This is a genomic window from Emticicia sp. GW821-FHT11C11 (assembly GCF_058808615.1).
Genome location: NZ_JBXARV010000001.1, coordinates 631,160 through 654,322, shown reverse-complemented (window position 1 = coordinate 654,322; position 23,163 = coordinate 631,160). Strand labels below are relative to the sequence as shown.

The window sequence follows — 23,163 nt, the reverse complement described above, 5'->3', positions numbered from 1 at the left end:
CATTTTTTTTACTTATAACTTTGAAGAAAGTCAATCTCCCCCTATTTCTGAACGAAATAAGGGGAATCTTGAACTAATTAACCCTAACCCTAGTAAAATTTTGGGTGAGGGCGATGTTTTATGGCTATAAAAGTTAAATTGTGTGTATTAATATCAGCGGGGCACTATTTTGTAACCTCATCAATCGGTTTTATTTCAAAAAAAATGACGCCGGGTAAAAATAAAAAGCAGTGTGTAGATTTAGTACGCAACAAACTTTTCCTATTAATATCAACTGACACCGCTTTTGTAACTTAAAAAATTTTATTTTTTAATTTTTTTTTGTTCTTGTGTAGAGTGTATTGTTTTACATAATTTTAGCTCTAAATTTAGTTCAAATTCAGTTCACTGTAAACAACGCACCAAACATTGGACATTGAATGATTTATTACTTAACCTATATGCCTTAAAAAAAAATCTCATGCAAAAGTTACATTGCAGGGGGTTATTGATATTAATAACTGAAATATGATCCTTGGTTTATCTAAACACCCGTCCGATGAAGCAATTATAGAGGGGATTCTGGCAGGTGGACGCAAAGAACATGAGGCGTTAGTAGCATTGTATAAAAAATTTCATGTTTCGCTGGAAAGATTCATTATCCATCGAAGCACTGGAAGGGATTATGCTAAGCAACCGGAGGACATTATTTGGGAAGCCATTGAGGCTTTTGTTGTGAACGTAAAAAAAGGCTCATTTACACTCAGAGATGCCACATTAGAAACTTACCTCAAAAGTATTTGTAAAAATTTATGGTTCAGGTATATATCGCAGGAGGCTTCTCGTGAGGAGCGTCACAATAGATATGTGGCTGAATGGGATAAGCTGGAAGACGACGTAAATGATATGTTGATTGAACGTGAGAATTGGGAGTATTATATAAGTCTTGTTAACAAATTAGGTAAAAATTGTCGGCAAATACTTGAAATGCGCTTAGTAGAAGGTTTGTCAATGCAAGAGATTTCTCAAAGACTGATTGCCAACGGCACTTTTGAAAATGATCAGACAGTCAGAAATGCCAAAAGTAAATGTCTTAAAAAAATAATGGAAATGATATCCTCTAATCATCAATAAATTTCTTTTTAACACTATGGATGATATTCTGCAAAATCAGATTGAAGATTATGTAACTGGTTCAATGGCGGAGAAAGAAAAACAAGCGTTTGAGAACCAGATAAAAAGCGACCTGATTTTATATCAACAAATTGAAACCGTCAAACGCGTAAGAGAAGCCGCCATGCGGGCCAGAGTAAGAAACAATGTTGCCTTTGCCAGGTCTGTAGTTAACAAGCCCAAAAAAGGTTTAGCATATGTTTTAGGTTCATTCAGCGCTGCTGCCGGTATTATATTCTTCCTGCTTTCAACATCTATTACTTTTTCATCGAAAAAGTTTGATTATCGTGGAGAAGAAACGATCGTAAAGGCTGAAACGCAAATGAGAGCTGATGATTACGAGAAAGCTTCCAACCTTGTACAAACAGGTACAAATCCAACTGAGGCCATCAGAATATTGGAGCGTTTAAAATCTGATGAGAACGTAAGTAAAAATTATCAGAACGAATCTAAATGGATGCTTGTATTGGCGTATCTGCAAGCAGGAGAAGCCGAAAAGGCTGAAAAAGTGTTCGATGAAGTGAAATGGGAAGTTGCCGGCCAACCTTTTTCTAAATGGGTAATTACCAAAATTCATTGGCAGATTTTCTGGGGAAAACTATTCTGATTGTTTCTTTATACCAATTTCTGATTTTATAAATACTCGTAGAGTAATAGTAAACCGTTGCTATACGTATAAGCATATTTAACCAAACGACAAACTGTTTATTTTTTTTGCTACGGCCTCCTGCACACGGATTCTGAACGTCTTCTATTTCCCCAATTTCAATAAAAGTAGTAGCTTTACCCCAGTTTCAAAATTCTGACCACAAAACAATTGTATATGAATATCAGAATCGGGCAAGGTTATGACGTGCACCAGTTAGGTGAAGGATACGAATTATGGCTTGGCGGTGTTAAAATCCCACATAGTGTTGGTTCAATAGGGCACTCGGATGCCGATGTGCTTTTACATGCTATTTGCGACGCGCTTTTAGGTGCCGCTGCCATGGGCGACATAGGCAAACACTTCAAAAATACAGATCCCCAATGGAAAGGTATTGATAGTAAAATATTGCTTCAGATAGTAACAGAAATGTTAAAAAAGGAAGGATATAGCATTGGTAACATTGATTCAACCGTTTGTTTGCAGGAACCTAAAATAGGCAAGTATATTCCGGATATGATAAAAGCTATTGCTGATGTAACAGGTTTACCTGCAGACTGCATTTCTATTAAAGCTACCACCTCTGAAGAAATGGGTTTTGTAGGCAGAAAAGAAGGGCTGGAAGCTCATGCTATAGCCTTGATTTACAAAAATGTATAACGGTTTGAAAAATCGTTATACAAAAATCTAATCAGGCAAATTTATCTTTTCTCCCAGAAACTTCGGTTTGGTGGCTACCAGATAATCTACAAATACTTTTACTCTGGCCAGTTTTTCTCTAACCATAAATCCCTCTGCAACGGCATCTTGCGCATTAAAACCATTGGCCACAACGCCTTCTTTTGATGCAATATAGATGGCGCGTTCATTATGAAATAATTGCGAAATAACTGTGACGGAATCCTGCCCGAAAATTTTTTTGAGCCGTACAATCGAATCAAAGGTTCTGAATCCGGCATAATCAAGATAAATGCGTGTAGAATCAATGCCTGCCTTTATTAAATCTTCGCGCATCATTTCGGGTTCGTTATAGTCCGGTCTGCTATTATCACCACTTATAACGAGGTATTTTATTTTACCGGCTTCCATTAAGCTGGTAGCCGCCTTAATTCTGTGCGCATAATAAGGATTAACCTCTCCCGGCTTTTTGGTATATTTGCCAGTGCCCAGCAACAAACCCACTCTGCTATACGGAATATCTTTTGTGTTGGTGTAAAGCCGCCCTTTTGCATACGATTTAATCGTAGAATCAGCTACGTATATAGCTATTGCCGCTATAAATATCAATACAAGCAAAGACCGGGTAACAAGCTTCTTCTTTTTCATATAGTACCTATAAACAATCAATACTCTCTAAGGAATTAAACCATTGACAATCAATTCATTAATGGCAGCACGGTGATGGTTAAATAGCGCAATGCTACAAGCACATTTATTGAATTTTATCGCCAATTTAAGTATTCTTGTCTTGAAACGCGTATTCTTCTGCCAGAATTTTATCTTTTTCATTATATTGCGTTACACATTCATAAAACCACCTGGAACTATTAATGAGAACATTTGCATTGGCTGCCACCGCTCTACTGGCCACAAGCCCCTTATTTGCGCAACAGATTAAAATCGGAGATAACGCCGGAGCCGTTACATTTGAAGAGTACGAACCCAAATCGACACTGGTTGTACCCGGTAAGGTAATCACCCGGGCTAAATTCCCTTTCATAGATATTCATAATCACCAATGGGAAATGGGCAGTAAAGACGATCTGAAGAAACTCATTACTGAAATGGATAAAATGAATATGGGCATTATGGTCAATCTGAGTGGGCGCGGATTTAACCAGGATGAAGCCAAAAGCACAGCAGGTCTGGTAAAACAGATTGAAGCCGTAAAAACTAATTACCCGAGTCGCTTTACCGTCTTTACTAATATAGATTTTTCTAAAATCAATGAACCTGGCTGGACAGCCAAAGCAGTAAAAACGTTGGAAGATGACGTAAAACTACGAGGAGCCAAAGGCTTGAAAATCTACAAAAGTTTAGGACTCAATGTAAAAGACAAAGACAAGATAGTAGCTGTTGACGATCCTCGCATTGACCCTATCTGGAAAAAAGCCGGAGAACTCGGTATTCCGGTGTTAATTCATACGGCTGACCCTTCTTCGTTCTGGGATCCTATTAACGCGCAAAACGAACGCTGGCTTGAGCTGAAAACGCATCCCGGCCGTAAACGTGATGCCTCTGGCGGAAAGGAGTTTACCTGGGAAGAACTCATTGAACAACAACACAATGTTTTCAGAAAAAACCCTAAAACCATCTTTATCAATGCGCATATGGGTTGGTATCCGAACAATCTGGCTAAGTTGGATAGTCTGATGGATGCATTCCCTAATATGTATGCAGAAATCGGAGCAGTGATTGCCGAATTGGGCCGCCAGCCGCGTAATGCCAGAAATTTCTTTATCAAACGTCAGGATAGAATCCTTTTTGGAAAAGACTCGTGGGTGCCGGATGAATACCAGACTTACTTCCGTGTGCTGGAGTCAGAAGATGAATACTTTCCCTATCATAAAAAATATCACGCCTATTGGAAAATGTATGGTTTAGGATTGCCAGACGAAGTGCTGAAAAAAGTTTACTATAAAAACGCCCTCAAAATTGTTCCGGGTCTTGATAAAAGCCAATTTCCACGATAAACTTAAGCTAAACTCAATATGAAAAAACACTTCATCCTTGCTCTTGTATTATTAATGAGCACTGGACAGGCCTTCTCTCAGAAGAAAAAGAAAGCACCTGAAACAGCTCCTGATAAACTGGAGCTATTGAAACAGGAAGTAATCAGAAAGATTGATGAACGTCAGAAATTCACACAAGAAGTAAACGACCAGATATTCAGTTTTGCCGAACTCGGCTTTCAGGAAGTTGAAACTTCTAAATATCTTACTAATCTTCTGGAAAAAAACGGATTTACAGTTGAAAGAGGTGTAGCCGGTATGCCTACAGCATGGATAGCCAAATGGGGCTCTGGGAAACCTGTGATCGCAATTGGTTCAGATGTTGACTGTATCCCGAAGGCCTCTCAGAAACCCGGCGTTGCTTATAAAGACCCCATTGTAGAAGGTGCCCCCGGACACGGCGAAGGACACAATTCAGGACAGGCGCTTAACATAACCGCCATGCTCGCATTGAAAGAGGTAATGGAACGCGAGAAGATTTCGGGCACATTGGTTCTATGGCCGGGTATTGCAGAAGAGCAGGTCGGAGCAAAAGCAATTTATGTAAGAGAAGGATATTTTAAAGACGTGGATGCCTGTATTTTCACGCACGTGGGCGACAATCTGTCTGTAGCGTGGGGAGACGTAGGCAATGTAGGCTTGGTTTCGGTTAAATTTCACTTTGAAGGAGAAGCAGCCCACGCAGCCGGTGCTCCGTGGAGAGGCCGGAGTGCATTGGATGCCGTAGAACTGATGAATATTGGTTGGAATTACAAGCGTGAACATTTGGAAACAACCCAGCGTTCACATTATGTTATTTCAGACGGCGGTGACCAACCGAATGTAGTTCCATCAAAAGCAACTGTGTGGTATTATTTCCGTGAGCGTACCTACCCCAGAATCAAAAATCTGTTTGACAACGGATTGAAAATGGCACAGGGCGCAGCTATCATGACCGATACTAAATTTACCTACGAGATTCTTGGCAGTGCATGGCCCGGGCATTTTAATAAACCTATTGCCGAAACCATGTATTATAACATCAAACGTGTCGGGCTACCCCAATGGTCGGAAGAAGACCAACTTTTGGCCAAAGCATCGCAAAAAGAACTGAAGTCACCCAAAACTGATGGACTGGCAGTAAAACTGGATACCGTTGCCGAGCCTGTCTATACACCTAGCATTATACGTCAGGGGGGGTCTGACGACATCGCCGATATCGCATGGTCTTTACCCACAGTAGTTCTTCGTTATCCTTCTAATATGCCCGGCATGCCGGGGCACCACTGGGCTAACGCCATTACAATGGCTACACCCATTGCACACAAAGGATGCACAGCAGGCGCCAAGGTAGAGGCACTAACGGTGTTGGATATGCTTTTCAAACCGGAAATTATCCAGAAAGCGTGGGAATATTATAACAAAGAGCAAACGAAGGAGATAAAATATACGCCTCTGATTTCAAAAGACGATAAACCCGCTATTCATCTGAACAAAGAGATAATGGAAAAATACCGCCCGGAATTGAGCAAGTATTATTATGACCCCACTAAATACAAAACTTACCTGGAGCAGTTGGGCATTAAGTACCCGACGGTGAGAGAAGACCAGGGGAAAAAATAGTTTCCGGATTCCAGAATTTAACGATTTACTGCAAGATGCCCATAACAGCTGTTTATGGGCATCTTATTTTTTATGTGTGATTCTCACAAATGTTCCTCCATAAAAATACCCTGTTGGTTTATCTTTTGCATCATATTGAATAGATTTCAATTCATATTCATTTTCTGAAATCCATTTATAAGAGTATTGCCTGTAAGTACCTTCCGGTTCGTCAGCAAATGATATTTTTAAGTAAACATCTCCATTTTCATTTACAGTTCCCTTTCCTACCCCTGCTCTGGTGGCTCCGAAACTTGATAAATGATCTACCTCCTTCTTTACGGGATTATAAGACCAGAAAATATGTCCGTGAGGAGGCGCACCATCAATCACGGCAAGAAGGCTATTATCAGTATTAATTGCCTGACAAACGGTATGATGATTGGGAATCTTTATATGCTCATCTTTTCCTCCCCAGTTCTGAGACCAATTATCATCTTTTAAAGTCCATTCACCGATAAATTTCCTAAACGGATTTTTTGAATTTCCCGAACCATTTTCCTTAGGGAGATCTGAAGCCGAAGTCTTACTCTGAGAATAACAGGTAAGGTACGAAATGCTAAACAAAAACAGGAATATTGATTGAGTAGAGATATTTTTCATTGAATTGTTAGTGTTTATGGTTCAATGAACAGCGCATATAATACACTCAACGTATAAATATTACGTTTAGTGTTTAATTGACTGAGAAAGCCCTGTTTTTCATTATTTTAACACAATCAGGCTTCCGGAGCAATTAAGTCCATAAAAAAAGTGTACAATTGCTGACAATTGCACACTTTATCATTTGAGAAACTTCGTGAATTTCTTTAAGCTTTATCTGATTTCAGAGAAGTCCGTTGGCGTCATATATATTGACTCCACTTTGATGGCGAGCTTGCCATTTTTCTCTGACTCATCACGGGCTTTTACCCATTTTTTATCATTTCTGAATGCATCAAAAGATGCCTTACCTGCAGCCTCACTCTTATGCGCCAGCAGATACACAAGTCTGGGTTGTGTACCCTCTTTTTCAATACTTGTCCAGTACACTACATTCTGCATGCCATGTTTTTTGAAAAGCTTTAAAGTATAGTTTCTGAAACGCGCTAGCAGGTCTTCAAGTTTGCCGGTGTCGGCAGTATAAATTCTTAGTTCAAATACTCTCTCCGGATTTTTCTTCTGCGCCTTTACCTCAGGTGAGAAGTCCGTCCGGTTCATGAATATCGATTCCACCTTGCCTACAATTTTTCCGTTCTTTTCAGATTCCTCTCTAACGGTTTTCCACTCCGGATCAGCGCCGAAAGCCTTCCATGAAGCGTCTCTTGCTTCTTTGCTTGGATATGATAATACATAATACAACGCATTTTTATCATTTGTAATGGGCACCCAATACCCAACGTTTGTCATTCCGTGCTTTTCAAAAAGCTTAGTGGTATGGTTCCGGAAACGGTTCAGTAAATCAGGTAGTTTGCCGGGCTCGCAATAATAAATCCGCATTTCGTAATAGCGGGTATCTTGTTTATGGGCTATTGCAGCCATAGAAATAAAAGTAGCAATGAAAAGGCTAATAATTGTCTTCATAGATTGAGGTTGATTAGATGAGTACAAAGGTATTTTATTGCATCAATAATCGATTCATAATTGCCATATTTTTATCCTGATTCAACATTCACAAGATATCTTTATGCTAAAATAAACACAAAACCACTTTGAAAGGCAATCGATAGCTTGTTTCTGTTTAACCTTAAGTGAATATTGCATTACCTTTGCTTAGTAAAAATGCGTAAAATGACAATTGCAGAAGTAGGTAATAACCATCGTTTGAAGAAAGAGTTTCTGGAATTTCCGGTTCGGCTGTATGCCGGCAATCCTTATTGGATCAGGCCACTTGACAACGATATTAACAGAGTCTTTGACCCCTCGAAAAATCCGCTTCTGAATAACGATAACTGTATACGGTGGCTGGCTGTTGATACAAATGGACAGACAATTGCCCGAATAGCGGCATTTATTAATTCTAATACCGTGCACAGCAACGACCAACCGACCGGCGGTATAGGATTCTTTGAATGTATCAATGATAAAAAAATAGCGTTTGCTTTATTTGACAAATGCAAAGAATGGCTAAAAGCCAGAGGGATGGAAGCCATGGATGGGCCTGTTAATTTTGGCGAACGCGACAACTGGTGGGGACTACTGGTTGATCCTTACGATGCAGAACCCACCTGGTCTATGTTCTATCATCATCATTATTATCGTGCTTTTTTTGAAGATTACGGTTTTCAGGACTACTTTCAGCAATACACTTTTCTTTTACCGCTTGAAGAAAAAAAAGCCCGGAAGGTGGTTCGCCCGGCTCTTTTCGAAATAGCGAACCGGGTTTATAATACCCCTGGATACGATTTCCGTCATGTAGACAAAAAGCAACTTTCAAAATTTGCGCAGGATTTCAGAACTATCTATAATCTGGCATGGGCAAAAAATATGGCCGCCGGAGAAATGACCTCCGAACGTGCCGAGGCTATTATGCAAATGATGAAACCTATTCTGGTAGAAGAGCTGATGTGGTTCGGGTATCACGACGAGCAACCAATTGCTTTTTTCATTATGATACCCGAACTAAATCAAATCATCAAGCATCTTAATGGCAAGCTGAATTTTATCGGTAAGTTAAAATGGGCTTATCACCAGTTAAGGAAAACAAACCATAAAGCCCGGGGAGTTATTTTCGGGGTAATCCCTGAGTATCAGGGCCGGGGAATAGAATCTGCCATTTCACTGGCTTTTTCAAGAGCGTGCTGGCGACCCGGATACCAGTATACTACATTAGAACTGAACTGGATAGCTGACTTTAATCCGAAAATGCTGAAAGTGACACAATTGCTCGGGGCGAAAAAATTCAAGACTTATATAACCTATCGTTATATGTTTGACCACACCCGAGAGTTCAAAAGACACCCAATTATTTAAACAAATAATTGGTATAGGGCATTTATCAGGTTTTTTGTTAATTTTGCATCGTTTTTGCTTCAAAATTATATTAAACTTCATATTTTTCATCCAAAACAAAAATTTACCCAATACATAAAGGGACACATCAATATATGTCTTTACTTACAGTTGGCTCGGTGGCATTCGATAAAATTGAAACACCTTTCGGAAAAACAGATAAAATCATTGGCGGTGCTGCTACTTTCATTACGCTTACTGCTTCTTATTTTGTAAAAGAAAATAACCTGGTTGCAGTGGTTGGTGAAGATTTCCCGCAAAGCATGATTGAAGTGCTGGAAACGCACGGGGTTAATACCAAAGGGCTGGAAATTGTAGAAGGCGGAAAAACCTTCTTCTGGTCGGGTCGTTACCACAACGATATGAATTCACGCGATAGTCTTGAAACCCAGCTGAATGTAATGGGTGATTTTGATCCGAAAATTCCGGAAGCTTATCAGGATTGTAAGTACCTGATGTTAGGTAATACCTCTCCTGAGATTCAGATGCGGGTATTAACACGCCTGAACAACCGTCCGAAATTTGTGATGGTTGATACGATGAATCTATGGATAGAAATTGCGAATGTTGATTTAAAAGCTTTATTGAAACAAGTAGACTGTCTGACGATTAATGATGAAGAGGCGCGTATGTTGTCAGGCGATTACTCGCTTCGTAGAGCGGCCAAGACCATCATGGCAATGGGGCCAAAAACGCTTATCATCAAAAAAGGTGAGCATGGGGCTTTACTTTTTCAGGATGACAACATTTTCTTCTGCCCTGCCCTGCCTTTAGAGGAAGTTTTTGACCCGACCGGCGCAGGAGATACTTTTGCAGGCGGGTTTATTTCATATCTTGCCCAGACAGACGATTTGAGTTTTGAAAACCTGAAGCGTGCCATTATTTACGGTTCGGCCATGGCATCATTTTGTGTTGAGCAATTTGGTTCTGAAAGAATACAGAATCTGACACAAGAAGAAATTACAGCACGTGTGGGTGAATTTAAAAAACTGGCGAGTTTTGAATTAGAATAAGCGCATAAAATTAAAATACAACCCTAGTCAGGCTATCCGCAGAATAAAATACCGGGTAGCCTGATTTTTTTATACCCATACAGAGTATTTATATTATTATTACCCGAATAAGAGCTACTCCCCTTGTAATGCGCACCAATTATTTCCGACCGAAATCTGCCGGATTTTCACCCCAGTAATCTGTTTCCCATTTAAGTACTTTATTGGGGTATTGATTAGCTTGTAGCCATTTTTCGGCGCGGTCCAGCAGATCAAAAACCTCTTCGTTACCTCCGGCTTCTTCCAGTTTGGTATTCGCCTTTTTATTTCTTACCCAACTGATAGCCGTTCGTGAGTCGGAATATATCGGCAATGGCGAATTCATTTTTTTCAGATACGCCAGCGCATGGACTATGGCCAGAAACTCACCAATGTTATTGGTGGCTTGCGGAAATGGCCCTTTATGGAAAATTCTCTCTTTGGTTTTCAAATAAAATCCCTGATACTCCATGTCTTTCTTTACCGAATTCCAGGCGGCATCTACCACAATTGATTCCAGAATTGGCGGCGGAAATGCAGAAGCAGGAATTTTGGTCTGCTTTTGCCCGGTATTCTGGGTATATTTCCAATAGTTTTCTTTTAAAGCTTTTTCGGCCTCTGCTCTACTATCAAACGATTTGTACTTTGCTCCCTGAAAACCCTCTACCTGTTTCTTGCACTCATCCCAAGAGCTATAAACACCGCTCTTCCGGCCCTCCCACACGGTATAGTATTTCTGTTTCTTTTCCATGCTGCAAATTGCATTTTTTATACACAAAATTAAAATCAGGGCATAAAAAAAACCTCTTCTAAAAAAGAAGAGGTTTTCCGACACAAAACAATCGTTATCTTACAAAACTGTTGCTACATCGCTAAACTCAAGTCCCCATGCATCTGCAACACCCTTGTAAACCACTTTTCCATTTACAACGTTAAGCCCTTTCTTTAATTCTTCATTTTCAGTACAGGCTTTTTTCCAACCTTTGTTCGCCAACTGAATGGCATATGGCAAGGTTGCGTTTGTTAATGCCAATGTAGACGTATAAGGCACCGCGCCCGGCATATTTGCCACGCAATAATGTACCACGTCATCTATAATAAATGTGGGGTTTTCGTGTGTGGTTGGTGTACAGGTTTCGATACAACCGCCCTGATCAACCGCTACATCCACAACTACCGTACCCGCCCGCATTGTTTTCAACATATCTCTTGTAATCAAATGAGGTGCCTTTGCTCCCGGTATCAATACCGCTCCTACAATTAAATCAGCCTCTTGAATAGCCTCACGGATATTGTACTCATTCGACATTATAGTCACCACATTCTGCGGCATTGTATCAGACAAATATCTTAAACGCGGCAGGCTCACATCCATAATCACTACTCTTGCGCCCAAACCTGCAGCCATTTTCGCGGCTTGTGTTCCTACAATACCTCCTCCTAAAATCAATACTTTTGCCGGAGGCACACCAGGTACACCCCCTAATAAAATTCCTTTGCCTTTCAGTGGTTTTTCCAGATACTTTGCTCCTTCCTGTATAGCCATACGCCCTGCCACTTCCGACATCGGCACCAGTAACGGCAAACTTCTGTCAGTTTTTTCTACAGTCTCATAAGCCAGACAAACCGCATCCTGTTTAACCATGGCATGCGTTAATTCTTCTGACGAAGCAAAATGGAAATAAGTGAAAAGCAGTTGATCTTTTTTAATAAGATTATACTCTGAAGCGATAGGCTCTTTAACTTTGATAATCATCTCAGCAATTCCATACACCTCTTCTATAGTTGTCAGTAACGTTGCTCCTGCCCTGGCATATTCTTCGTCCGGAAAGCCACTGCCTTCTCCGGCCGTTGACTGCATATATACTGTATGTCCGTGTTTTTTAAATTCTGCTACGCCTGCCGGTGTAAGTGCTACTCTATTTTCGTTGTTTTTAATTTCCTTGGGTACCCCGATAATCATTCTCTATGAAAGGTTTGTTGATGAAGTGTTTCAATACAAATACAGATAAAAACTGCAGCGATTGATTTGTTATAATTTATTGATGAAGTGTAATTGTTCAACAAAGTTAGCACATGAAGAAAATATTTTTTCTATTTCAAGAAAAATAAGAAATTACTCTTATGAATAATATATATTTACATAAAATATTTCTTTTAGCAGTTACGTTTAGTATCGGCTAAAAGAAAAATTTTCGGTATGTGCTTGTGAACTTATACAATTCTTTGTGTAGCACTTTAAAATTTGAATACCATGATTGACGAAACCGACCGAAAAATACTTCGGCTTTTACAAGGAAACGCTCATCTCACTTTTAAAGAGATTGCTCAGCAAATCAATCTTTCACTCACGCCAGTACATGACCGTATCAAGCGAATGGAGCATGACGGTATCATAGAAAAATACGTTTCTATTCTTAATAAAAAGAAGCTGGGCAAACACCTGACCGTCTATTGCCAGGTGACACTTATCAAGCAAACACATGATACTTCAGAAGATTTTAACCAGTCTATCCTTGACCTACCCGAGGTCATCAGTTGTGATTTCGTCTCAGGCAGTTTCGACTATCTGCTTAAAATTGTAGTACCAGATATGGAAAGCTATCATCAGTTTCACCAGCAGAAACTCTCGGTGCTGCCCAGCGTTTCGTTGATACACAGTTTTTTTGTGATGTCGGAAGTGAAGAGTACTACGGTGTTGCCGATATAACAATTTCCCGGCGAATGAATCCGATGTGCCGACAATTGCCTAAAATTGCAAAAGACTTTCTTCATTCCCATTTCTTCACGACCTTTGCAGCGAATTTGAATTAAAATAAATCGGCTAATGACAACCAATACCAGTGAGGCGCTTTTTGCCAGAGCTAAAAATTTTATACCCGGCGGGGTCAATTCTCCTGTAAGAGCTTTTAAATCAGTAGGTGGTAACCCTCTTTTTATTAAAAGAGCAAAAGGCGCTTATATATTCGACGAAGACGACAATCAATATATAGAACTAATCAACTCATGGGGGCCTATGATTCTGGGGCATGCCTATGAACCCGTAGAAGAAGCCGTAAGAGAAGCCATTAAAAACTCGTTTTCTTTTGGCGCACCGACACGCCGCGAGGTAGAAATGGCCGAATTGATTATTGATATGGTGCCTTCTATTGAAAAAGTGAGAATGGTTAACTCAGGTACTGAAGCCACTATGTCGGCCATCCGGGTGGCGAGAGGATTCACAGGTCGCGACAAAATTATCAAATTTGAGGGTTGTTATCATGGCCACGGAGATTCGTTCCTGATTGCCGCAGGTAGTGGTGCTGTAACAATGGGTGTACCAGATAGCCCAGGTGTAACCAAAGGTGTTGCCAGCGATACGCTTACAGCTCCATTCAACAATCTGGCTGCGGTGCAGCAATTAATAGATGCCAATAAAAACCAGATTGCCGCACTGATTCTGGAACCTGTGGTAGGTAACATGGGTTGTGTACTGCCCAACGATGGTTTTCTCGAAAGCCTGCGTGAACTTTGTACCAAAGAAGGAATCGTATTGATTTTTGATGAGGTTATGACGGGCTTCCGTTTAGCCAGAGGCGGTGCGCAGGAGCGTTTTAATATCGTGCCGGACCTGACTACTCTGGGTAAGATTATAGGAGGAGGCATGCCTGTAGGCGCCTATGGTGGTCGTAAGGAAATCATGGATTGTGTGTCGCCCCAAGGGCCTGTTTATCAGGCAGGAACCTTATCAGGCAACCCGATAGCCATGGCTGCCGGTTATACTATGCTTACTTACCTGAACGAGCACCCTGATGTCTATACGCAATTAGAGCGCACAGGAAACAAGATTGTGGAGGGTATCAGAGAAACCCTCAAAAAGCTGGGATTAAATTATCAGGTTAATCACATTGGTTCTATGTACAGCTTATTCTTTACAGACAAACCGGTAGTTGATTTCGAATCGGCGAAAACCTCTGATATTCCTCGTTTTGGCAGATATTTTCATGCCATGCTTAACCGCGGAATCTATCTGGCACCTTCGCAATACGAAGCGCTTTTCCTGTCCACAGCACTAACTGACGACCACGTAAGAGTGATTCTGGAAGCAAACGAGGCAAGTCTGAAAGATTTACAGGTTAATTTGCACCAATAAAAATAATTATGCTGAATTTTTCGTTCTGAAAGCATACATTTTTTTATTATCTTTGCACCCATGTTTTTGAAAAGACCATATACCGCCCTTTTATTTGTCGTAATTGTATTATCTTCGGCTTGCTCGGCAAAATTTGCCAGATTGCAGAAAAAAGGTACAACCGAAGAAAAATACAAAGCGGCTAACGAATACTACAAAAAGGGAGACTACTATAAATCAGGTTTACTTTTTGAAGAGATTATACCGTTATTGAAGGGAGATTCATTGGCGGAGCAGGCACAGTTTTATAATGCTTATTCACAGTATCAGCAAAAGCAATATAGCATGAGCTCTTACTTGTTTAAGAGTTTTTATGCCACGTATGCCAACAGCCCGCTTGCCGAAGAAGCATTTTATATGTACGCTTTTTCGATGTACAAAGATTCGCCGAATTTTAATCTGGATCAAACCAATACGCTGACCGCTATTGATGCGTTACAGACCTTTATTAATAGTTTCCCGAATAGCAAATATGCTGAAAACAGTAATCAGCACTTGCTCGACCTGAGACACCGGTTGGAAGAAAAAGCCTACGAAAAGGCTAAGTTGTATTATAAAACCAGTGGCGTGACCATTGCCAATTTTAAGGCAGCGGTAGTGGCTATTGATAATTTTCAGAAAGATTTTCCTGATTCACAATATAACGAAGAGTTGGCGTTCCTGAAAGTTCAGGCGCAATATGAACTGGCCGTGGTAAGTTTTGAGAACAAACAGAAAGAGCGTTTTCTGGATGTACTTAAGTTCTACGAAGAGTTTATAGATGTGTATCCGAACAGCAAATATGTTAAACAGGCTCAGAAAGCTTATGACGGAGCCAACAAAGAACTGGAAACTCTTGCCAAACGCGAGCAGGAAATAAAAGAATTAAAAGCAAAACGAGCAGTTGAGGCGCAAAAAGCCGATACTGCTAAAAAAGGATAAGAGAGTTGTCCGGGGCCTCAAAGGACATTCTTATCTATCATCATACATAAATCAGCGCCCCTCGGAGGCAGGGGTTTTCATATTATGGCAGTAAATCCTTCAATAGTAACCAGAGACGTAGATAAACTTGCTGCAAAAACAGGCAATGTTTATGAGTCTGTATTCATCGTATCGCAACGTGCGAAACAGGTGGCCGTTAAGACCAAAGAAGAATTGACACAAAAACTGGCAGAGTTTGCTTCGAATATCGATAACCTTGAAGAAATTTTCGAAAACCGTGAGCAGATTGAAATCTCAAGATTTTATGAGCGCCAGCCAAAGCCAACTTCTATTGCGCTTGATGAATTCGCTGAAGACAGAGTTGAATATCGTGTAAAAGACGAAGAATAATATTTGTGTTGCAACACAAACAAAGGGTGTACGCCAATGGTGTACACCCTTTGTTTGTTGCCCGTCTATCCTAAAACGGATAGTCAACCGCTATATTCAGAATCAGGTTTTCCTGTCGCCAGGCTTTTCTTGAGAAATCAATGTCTTTCAGCACCCAGCGTTCTCCTTCCGGCAGCCAGGGTTTCCTGAACGGAGTGGCCAGGTCAAATCTGAGTTTGATATAACTGAAATCCAATCGCAGCCCTATACCTCCACCCATGGCCAGTTGCTTATAAAAATCTTTTGAAAACTCTGAGGTGACATCATATTCCGAAACCATCGGGTCAACCTTCTTCATCCAGACGTTACCTACATCAACAAAAGCGGCCAGATTAATGTAATTAGTAGCTTTATAGCGAAGCTCTGTATTTCCCTCTAATTTGATGTCTCCATAAGAAAGATAACCAAAAATAGAAACTGTAACTGAATCGGCATGATAAAGACCCGGTCCAACCGAACGAGCTCTGAAAGCCCTCATACTGTTGCTTCCCCCTATAAAATACTGCTTAATCTGCGGCAGTTGTTTTGAGTTTCCGTAAGGAAGCCCATATCCGAGCACCAATCTGTTTGCAAGCCGAAGACTGGGCGACAGGTCATAGTAATATCGCACTTCGCCATCAAAACGTACATACTGTTCATACGCTACTCCAAGCAAAAGTTTTGGTGAAGTTTCATCTGAGCCTTTCTTTGAAAACAAACTTCCTATATTACCAGCTATATCTACCCCACCCGACAGATTCAAATAATGACGACTATTCCTCTTTTGTGGTGTGTATGAAATATTATATTGCCCCCCCAAAATCAGACGTGTATCTAAAACTCTTACATATCTTATTATATCGGCCGGATTACTGCTTTCAAAGATTTTTTCTACAAACAACTGGCTGATGTTTCGCGGTTTCAGGAAATTGACCGAAAACGGAGTGAGCGTATGAATCACTCTTGGATTAGGACGCCACTCGTAACCCCACGAGGCTATCGCAGAGGTCAATACGTATTGAGTATAAGGAAATGTGGTGCTATCTTCATTATAGGCCATTCCTCTCTGTTGCAACCAGTTATACGACAAGCTAAGGTTTGTTTTCGGTAAAGCCTGGTTTCTGGCCGGATTGACTTTATAGAATGGTAAAACAAACCTTGGGAATGTTAAATCGAGCGTAACGGCATATTTATTATAACTATTGATGTTATCATTTTTACGTCCGCTTATCTGTATATCTGTCCCTGCGTTTACACCCACATTCAGCACTTCGGCTCCTCTGAACATATTTCTGTTCGACCAGTTCGTACCAAACTGAAATCCAACCAGACCATTTGATTTAGATGAACCAGTAACCTCTGCACGTAAGGCTTTTTTCTTCATGGGGGTCATGTCATAATGCACGTCTATCAATGCCGAATCTGACCGGGGTACTAATTCGAAACGGTTCTTCACAAATTTGAAGTTACGAAGGTTTATCAATCTTGATAGCGATGCATCGTGCACTGTGCTGCTGTATATCATACCCGACCGGAAACCTATGGCATCGTTAAAAACACGTGGCTTATACGTATTGTGAACGTCTGATATTTTCAGACCTTTGCGCTGTATATAATTGGCATGCAGTGTGTCTGTAGCATCGGTGTTTACAAAAATATTACCGATGCGGTATTGTTTAATTGATGTCTGATTTACATTGGGCTTTAGATCAACGTAAAGATTTACCTTATGGCTATTCTGATTGGTATCTACTTTCACAATCAGATGATCGGGCCGGAAGTAATAAAATCCACGACGCTTTAATAGCTGGTCAACACGCTCACGTTCCATTTTAACTACTTCAAACCGGTAAGGGTCTCCTTTTCTTAACAATGTCCGGCGTTGTGCCGTTTTCAGACTTTTCTGAAAAGCGCTACTGTCTTTGATAATAAATTGTGTTTCATTGATGGTGTATCGTGGTTTAAGATACACCGTGAAAACCCCTTTTGCCTTCTTACCTTTTACCACAAGCTCACCACTTGCGGTAGAGCGGAAATAGCCCTCATTATTTACGAAATTGGCAATAATTGCCGAACTGGTGGAAACAGATCTTTTATCTGCCAGTACAGGTGCCTCGCCAAAACGTTTTCTTATAAAGTTCTTGAATCCCTTTGGTTTTTTAGGTTCTCCGAACAAATAGTAAAACCAGACTTTATATGGGAATCCGAAAATTGTGCTGTTTGGTTTCGGGCGTATAATTTCCTCTGACAGCCCCCGCACTTCTTTTGCCTGTGATTTAGTAACCAGGGAATCTGCCTGTACTTTTATCTCAGCTCCTGTATATAGGCTCTCTCCTGCCGGAATATGCTTCGTAACCGAACAGCCCGACAGACTTATTATAGCTATTAGAAATATAAATACGGTAGTTCTTTTCATTTCTTCTTATTCAATAATTCTTTTAGCTGGTCATAACTTAATGTAATCAGAAAACTTACACCTGTTTCCTGAACGTATCCGTCCAGTATGAAGAACTCATTCTTACGGAAAGCTCTGAACATGTATTGCCCGTCTTTAGTAAGGGCATAATTCAAGGCAATGTTATCAAAAATTTCAGTTGAGCTTTTCTGAATCCCGGTAGTGTTTTCCAATTGGAAATTTCTACCCACCGATACCGTCAGGCGGTCATTTAAAAAGGCTTTACTTAAACCTACATTCAAATCCGTTCTGTTTCCGACTATTGAGCCTGTCTGGCCGGTAAGGATATCAGAGTTTAAGTTGAAGTCGAGTTTTACGCCTTTAATGAGGTCACCTGCCAATACATTCAACTGTTCGGTCAGAATTTTACTAACACTCTGCCGTGCCATGGCTTCGGCATTAATACCCGAGAAGAAATCAGAAGATTGCTCACCTGAGAAACGATTCAATATCAAGAGCGAGAAAACCTGCTTGTTCATGGCAACGGGGTCGTCTCTGAACGTTGAAAACAAAGCGTTATTTTCTACGAAATTCTTCTGATCTCCCGTTGCTCTCACGTCATCAAGCACAATGTCAAAACTTATGTTTGGACTCGACAAATTACCCTGCATTTTCAGTAATACCTTTACCGGCACTTTGCCAAAGGCTTTGGCTTCGTCGCTCAGGGAAGTTAACTCAACATCAATCGGATAAGCCGCCGTGATATCAATCTGCGCTTTCATAGGGTCACCGGTCCATAGTAAAGTACTACCTTTCTCAATGGTAAATTGTCTTTTCAAAACCTGAAAGGTAAGATCATACTGACCCGAAGCCAATTCATATAAACCAAAAATGTAGAATTCTCCGCTCGGGGTTATTCCGGTATTCAATTGGGCGTTACCTTTAATTTTCAGATTATCACCGTTCACTTCGTCAATGATAATATTCAACTGCGACTTGTCGTCAACCTCAATGTTCAGCGCCATTTCTGAGGCAAAATCATAATTGGTTTCAATGGCAGTACTATCTTTTGGCAGATTAGCCGCCGGATTCTTCATGTTTACAAACTCTACCACTCCCTCGGTTTCTGTTTCGCCAATTGAGTCGTCGGGTAAAATCACCGTAATATCGCTGCCTTCCTTCAGCTTCACACTTCCTTCTATGGATGGCTTCGCACCTACACCTCGCACATTTAAATTGGCATCAATAAATCCTTTTCCGTAAAAGAAATCGTTGTCTTTCCTGCTACCGTTCAGCACCATGAAGTTGTTGGCTTTTACGTCCAGGTTATAGGCAAAATCAGGTATATTCTGAATATTCAGGTTCCCGTTTACCTGCAGTTTCTGGCCCAGTGTATCTGCTATTACAAAGTTGTTGAATTTAATATCGCTGTTGTCAAAAACGAGTGTCTGGTTTGTGAGTTTGTATTTAGATCCAAGTTGGGTCAGAGTCAGAGCCACATCATCAAACTTCACGTCTCCTGTTATAAGTGGCTTAGTTGGTTCTCCTTTCAGGCTTAACTTTCCTTGTAAGTTTCCGCTTGAATTTTTTAATTGCCCGAAACTGAATGCCTGCACAGTTTCTGCGCTCAGCTTATTGATATCAACATTAAAATCAAGCGAATTCTTTTCATTAAGAAGGTAATTCCCATTTAACTGAATATCGTTTTTGTCGCTGGTTATCGCGGCTTTAGCAGCAATTCTGTCAGCTGTTTCGTTAGTTGCATTTGCGGTCAGGTTACCAATTGGTTTTTGAGAAACAGTAAGGTTTCTGATAACCAGATCTCCTGTAAAGCCAGGAGTACCGCCTGCCATATAATTAGATATCTTGAAATCGCCGTTCAGCGTTCCTCCTGCTATTGTGGAGTCGAGCGTAACCAGCGTAACAAAGGGCTTAATGTCCAGACTGTCGATATCAACCGATATCGGTGAATTAGGTTCTTCAGTAGTACTGTTTACTAACAAACGTTGGCCGTTTTGCTCTAATAGAAACTGCTTTGCTAAAATTCCCTGCGGTCCATACTCTATATATCCGGTTGAGTCAGAACGCCATTCTTTGTAATCGATTAATGTACCTCTGTTGCTCAGGTTCAGGCGGTATTTATCGTCTATTGACTGTAAACGGGCCGGAATAATATAGCGGTCTTTATTGACTGAATCTTTTAATACCACTCTGGTAGTTATCGCGTTATCGGCGATTTCACCGCCCAGGCTTGTGCGTCTGATGCTGAAATCAGCAACATTAATCCGGCCGATTGTTCCGCTGTAAGTAGCTTTATCACCGACGGCATCTATTTTAAGATTAGCATTTCTTACACTCGACGAATCATATTCAACCAATGGTACGGCAAGCGCTACATGTAATGTGGTGTCTTTACGGCTATCCAGATTGACCACCAGTCGGACAGTATCGAGTTTAGTCAGTTCAGGAACAAAGCTCTGAATAAGCGGATGCTGATTTACCTTTGCTTCAATTTTCACGTTATAGGCTTCAGTAACCGGCGTATATGCTAAGTTCGGTATGATAAAATACTTGCTTATTTCGGTAAGCAGAATATCAAGCAAACGGACGTAATCAAATTCACCATTCACCTGAGCATTGACAATCGGAGACTTCAAATCTATATTGTGCCCTTCCGGAAGATTTTTAATCACTAAACTGGTGGTATCCAGAGGTATGGTCTTGCCTCCTGTCTGCACTACCACCTGGTTAACCCATACACTTCCTTCCGGATTCTTCGGGTCAGTTGAGGCCATGTCAACTTTTATATCTCCCTTTACCTTAAAATCTTCGGCATACAGGTTGAGTTTTTTCAAATCAATATTATTGATATTGATTTCTCCTTTCACACCCGGATACGGCTTCGATAAATCAATAGTCGAAACGAGCTTAAAATCGGCGTTAGGGTCGTCAAGAGAAGTCTGAATATTGGCTATCTGATTATGGATGTCGCCTCTCAACACTATATTATTATATTCATAGCCTTTCAGAACTGCCTTTTGGGCCGTGCCTGAAAAGTTGGCATTCATGGTTTTGGGGTCAATACCTGTGCCTTTGGCGTTCAATTCCAGTGTCAGTTTACCCACATTTTCAGGCTGCTTAATCAGCTTACCTGCATCAAAGTCCTGCAGAGTAAGTTTGGCGTCATATGCCTGATTCCTGCCTTTCACAAAGTTCTGCAGTTTACCGGTTACAGCAGCCACGCCAAAGTCTGAATTGAGAGTGGCGTCTATCTGCAAATCATCTGCTTTGCCTTTCAATTTACCTCTGAGTGTTAGTTTTTCCGGTATCTCTATTGACTCAGGTAAAGTTTCAGAACCTATGAGTTTGACTATGTCTTTCCTGGTTGTGCTTACCTCGTCAATATTCAAATTAAACCCTAATTTATTTACATCAGGTAACCCGGTAATACTTCCTTTCGCCAACACTTTGGTTGCACCAAAACCAGTAACGGTGAGTTTCGGTATGGCAAGATTATTAACCTTTCCGGTTATCAACCCATCTGCCTTGATAATGTCGTTCTGGTTTTCTTTAATCGCCGGGTTCCTGGCTAAATCGGGTAACAGTATCAACAGGTCTCTCATGGCCAGTTGGCTTTGTTTGATACTTGCTTTTACGCGTACATTCCCTAAATTATTTGTTAAATCGGCAAGAGTATCATACTGCATCACTATCTCGTCGCGAATCACAGTCTGGGGAGTTTTGAGGAAAAAATTCCTCAATCCTATTTCATTGTCAGTATAATTAAAATTGGCTGTCAGGTTTTGTAGCACCAGCCCACTTTGCTCTGTAAATGTTCCTTTTGAAACCTGCCCTGCTATTTTATCGGGGCTGTAGATAAAGTTTTTCAGCATTAAACCCAGGTCTTTCACGTTCAGGTGCGAATAATCCAAGCCTCTGGTTATACGCACAGCGTTATTATCATCATACCGAAGGCCAACTTTACTGAGCCTGATGTCTCCAATAATGGCCGACCAACCCGGAGAACCACCGGCAGCAGAGTCAGGTATAGCAGATTTCGGCGTTTTCTTAGGCATTTTAGCCATTTCAACAAAGGCTTCAGTATTTTGCAGGGTAATTTTTTTGAAAATGATCTTCTGCCCGCTTAAATAAATCTTGTCGCCTTCGGCCTCTATATGCCCCAGATTTACACTGTTTTTAAGTCCGTCTTCTTCACTGTCAAGTAACCATTTAAAGTTAGCCAGATCTACTTTGCCAACATTCAAATCAAGAGTATCTGCTGCGTTAGTACCGGCAGGGGTTTCAGCGGTTGACGTACTGGTTTTCAGAGGCTTATATAATCTTAACTTCGCATTGCCTCCATCACCCTTCACGTTATCAAAGTGGTATTGTGACTTTGTAATATTGAATTCACCGAATTCAGTAGTCAGGTCTTTCAGATATAAGTCCGCATCAGTGCCTATAACAGCATCCTTATACGTTATTTTTACATTATTCAGCTTTACGCGTTTCAGACTGATATCAAAAGGAGTATTTGAAGTGGTAGTATCTTTAGGCTCTCCAGACATGAAAGCTTCCAGAATATAGTTAAAATTAAAAGTGGTATCAGGTAAAGTACGGTTCACTTTCACCCTTATATTCTCTAATTCAATCTGATTCAATCTTACCTTGTTGCTCAGCAGTGCAAGCATATCAATGTCAATATACAATCGTTCACCTGCCAGTAAGGTGTCTTTTTTAAGATCCGGCACATAAACTCCTTCCAACAGAATCCAATCGGGAATACGAAAACGTACTTTTTCGATAGAAACAGGAGTACCAAGCTTTTTACGGAGAAAGGAAGCAGCCTGAATGGTGATGAAGTCCTGCCCTGTAGGTGATTGCACAAAAAGAAAGACTAATCCCACCAAAACGAATAGTCCGACTATCAACCAAATAAAAATGCGTGTGAGTCTTTTCATTAAAATTTATTCTGGCTACCTGAGTTCTAAAAGTATATACTTTTAACGAAAATATCAAAGACTTAATCTGATGTTTTCTACTTTTGTTGTGTTATATTTATACATAGATAAAAA

18 protein-coding genes are annotated in these 23,163 nt (G+C 40.6%); 11 read left to right on the top strand and 7 right to left on the bottom strand.

Annotation, left to right across the window (positions count from 1 at the left end; genetic code table 11):
* Positions 1-507: 507 nt before the first annotated feature.
* From AC1RRY_RS02635 to ispF, 3 genes are all read left to right on the top strand, one after another.
* Positions 508-1,113 carry an RNA polymerase sigma factor gene (locus AC1RRY_RS02635; RefSeq protein WP_492818238.1) on the top strand — a complete coding sequence of 202 codons (606 nt, stop codon included), beginning with the start codon at positions 508-510 and terminating at the stop codon, positions 1,111-1,113.
* Positions 1,114-1,129: 16 nt separating this feature from the next.
* Entirely contained in the window at positions 1,130-1,759 is a 630-nt protein-coding gene (locus tag AC1RRY_RS02630) for a hypothetical protein (protein ID WP_492818240.1), read from the top strand.
* Between the two features lie 216 nt (positions 1,760-1,975).
* A complete protein-coding gene (gene ispF / locus AC1RRY_RS02625) occupies positions 1,976-2,458 on the top strand; it encodes a 2-C-methyl-D-erythritol 2,4-cyclodiphosphate synthase (RefSeq protein WP_492818242.1) in 483 nt (160 codons plus the stop codon).
* A gap of 27 nt (positions 2,459-2,485) precedes the next feature.
* Here ispF and AC1RRY_RS02620 read toward each other — a convergent pair whose 3' ends face one another.
* The gene (locus AC1RRY_RS02620) at positions 2,486-3,124 is read right to left on the bottom strand and encodes a SanA/YdcF family protein (protein WP_492818244.1); all 639 of its coding nucleotides are present in this window, start codon (positions 3,122-3,124) and stop codon (positions 2,486-2,488) included.
* A 224-nt stretch (positions 3,125-3,348) separates the two neighbouring features.
* Between AC1RRY_RS02620 and AC1RRY_RS02615 the strand changes: the two genes are divergently transcribed.
* Complete coding sequence (locus AC1RRY_RS02615; protein ID WP_492818246.1) at positions 3,349-4,491, top strand: amidohydrolase family protein; 1,143 nt, start codon at positions 3,349-3,351, stop codon at positions 4,489-4,491.
* 18 nt (positions 4,492-4,509) lie between these two features.
* The gene (locus AC1RRY_RS02610; protein ID WP_492818248.1) at positions 4,510-6,132 is read left to right on the top strand and encodes an amidohydrolase; all 1,623 of its coding nucleotides are present in this window, start codon (positions 4,510-4,512) and stop codon (positions 6,130-6,132) included.
* A gap of 63 nt (positions 6,133-6,195) precedes the next feature.
* Here the strand turns inward: AC1RRY_RS02610 and AC1RRY_RS02605 are convergent, their stop codons facing one another.
* Together AC1RRY_RS02605 and AC1RRY_RS02600 are read right to left on the bottom strand one after the other, a co-directional pair.
* Positions 6,196-6,774 (bottom strand): hypothetical protein, encoded by a 579-nt coding sequence (locus AC1RRY_RS02605; protein WP_492818251.1) that lies wholly within the window; start codon positions 6,772-6,774, stop codon positions 6,196-6,198.
* Between the two features lie 213 nt (positions 6,775-6,987).
* Entirely contained in the window at positions 6,988-7,734 is a 747-nt protein-coding gene (locus AC1RRY_RS02600; RefSeq protein WP_492818253.1) for an NIPSNAP family protein, read from the bottom strand.
* A 207-nt stretch (positions 7,735-7,941) separates the two neighbouring features.
* Here AC1RRY_RS02600 and AC1RRY_RS02595 point away from each other — a divergent pair, with 207 nt between their 5' ends.
* A complete protein-coding gene (locus tag AC1RRY_RS02595; RefSeq protein WP_492818255.1) occupies positions 7,942-9,123 on the top strand; it encodes a hypothetical protein in 1,182 nt (393 codons plus the stop codon).
* A 134-nt stretch (positions 9,124-9,257) separates the two neighbouring features.
* A complete protein-coding gene (locus tag AC1RRY_RS02590; protein WP_492818257.1) occupies positions 9,258-10,175 on the top strand; it encodes a PfkB family carbohydrate kinase in 918 nt (305 codons plus the stop codon).
* Positions 10,176-10,314: 139 nt separating this feature from the next.
* Here the strand turns inward: AC1RRY_RS02590 and AC1RRY_RS02585 are convergent, their stop codons facing one another.
* Entirely contained in the window at positions 10,315-10,944 is a 630-nt protein-coding gene (locus AC1RRY_RS02585; protein ID WP_492818259.1) for a ribonuclease H1 domain-containing protein, read from the bottom strand.
* Positions 10,945-11,043: 99 nt separating this feature from the next.
* Positions 11,044-12,156, bottom strand: a complete 1,113-nt coding sequence (gene ald / locus AC1RRY_RS02580; protein WP_492818261.1) for an alanine dehydrogenase — start codon at positions 12,154-12,156, stop codon at positions 11,044-11,046.
* Positions 12,157-12,447: 291 nt separating this feature from the next.
* On the opposite strand from ald, the gene AC1RRY_RS02575 reads away from it, so the two are divergent.
* From AC1RRY_RS02575 to AC1RRY_RS02560, 4 genes are all read left to right on the top strand, one after another.
* The gene (locus AC1RRY_RS02575) at positions 12,448-12,903 is read left to right on the top strand and encodes an Lrp/AsnC family transcriptional regulator (protein ID WP_492818263.1); all 456 of its coding nucleotides are present in this window, start codon (positions 12,448-12,450) and stop codon (positions 12,901-12,903) included.
* 117 nt (positions 12,904-13,020) lie between these two features.
* Positions 13,021-14,325: a glutamate-1-semialdehyde 2,1-aminomutase gene (gene hemL, locus AC1RRY_RS02570; RefSeq protein ID WP_492818265.1), complete on the top strand. Its 1,305-nt coding sequence runs from the start codon at positions 13,021-13,023 to the stop codon at positions 14,323-14,325.
* 60 nt (positions 14,326-14,385) lie between these two features.
* The gene (locus AC1RRY_RS02565) at positions 14,386-15,285 is read left to right on the top strand and encodes an outer membrane protein assembly factor BamD (RefSeq protein WP_492818267.1); all 900 of its coding nucleotides are present in this window, start codon (positions 14,386-14,388) and stop codon (positions 15,283-15,285) included.
* A gap of 84 nt (positions 15,286-15,369) precedes the next feature.
* Complete coding sequence (locus tag AC1RRY_RS02560; RefSeq protein WP_492818269.1) at positions 15,370-15,675, top strand: DNA-directed RNA polymerase subunit omega; 306 nt, start codon at positions 15,370-15,372, stop codon at positions 15,673-15,675.
* A gap of 70 nt (positions 15,676-15,745) precedes the next feature.
* Here the strand turns inward: AC1RRY_RS02560 and tamL are convergent, their stop codons facing one another.
* Positions 15,746-18,109: a translocation and assembly module lipoprotein TamL gene (gene tamL / locus AC1RRY_RS02555; protein WP_492818271.1), complete on the bottom strand. Its 2,364-nt coding sequence runs from the start codon at positions 18,107-18,109 to the stop codon at positions 15,746-15,748.
* Positions 18,106-23,049, bottom strand: a complete 4,944-nt coding sequence (locus AC1RRY_RS02550) for a translocation/assembly module TamB domain-containing protein (protein WP_492818273.1) — start codon at positions 23,047-23,049, stop codon at positions 18,106-18,108. The genes tamL and AC1RRY_RS02550 overlap by 4 nt, the downstream gene beginning before the upstream one ends.
* Between the last annotated feature and the right edge of the window lie 114 nt (positions 23,050-23,163).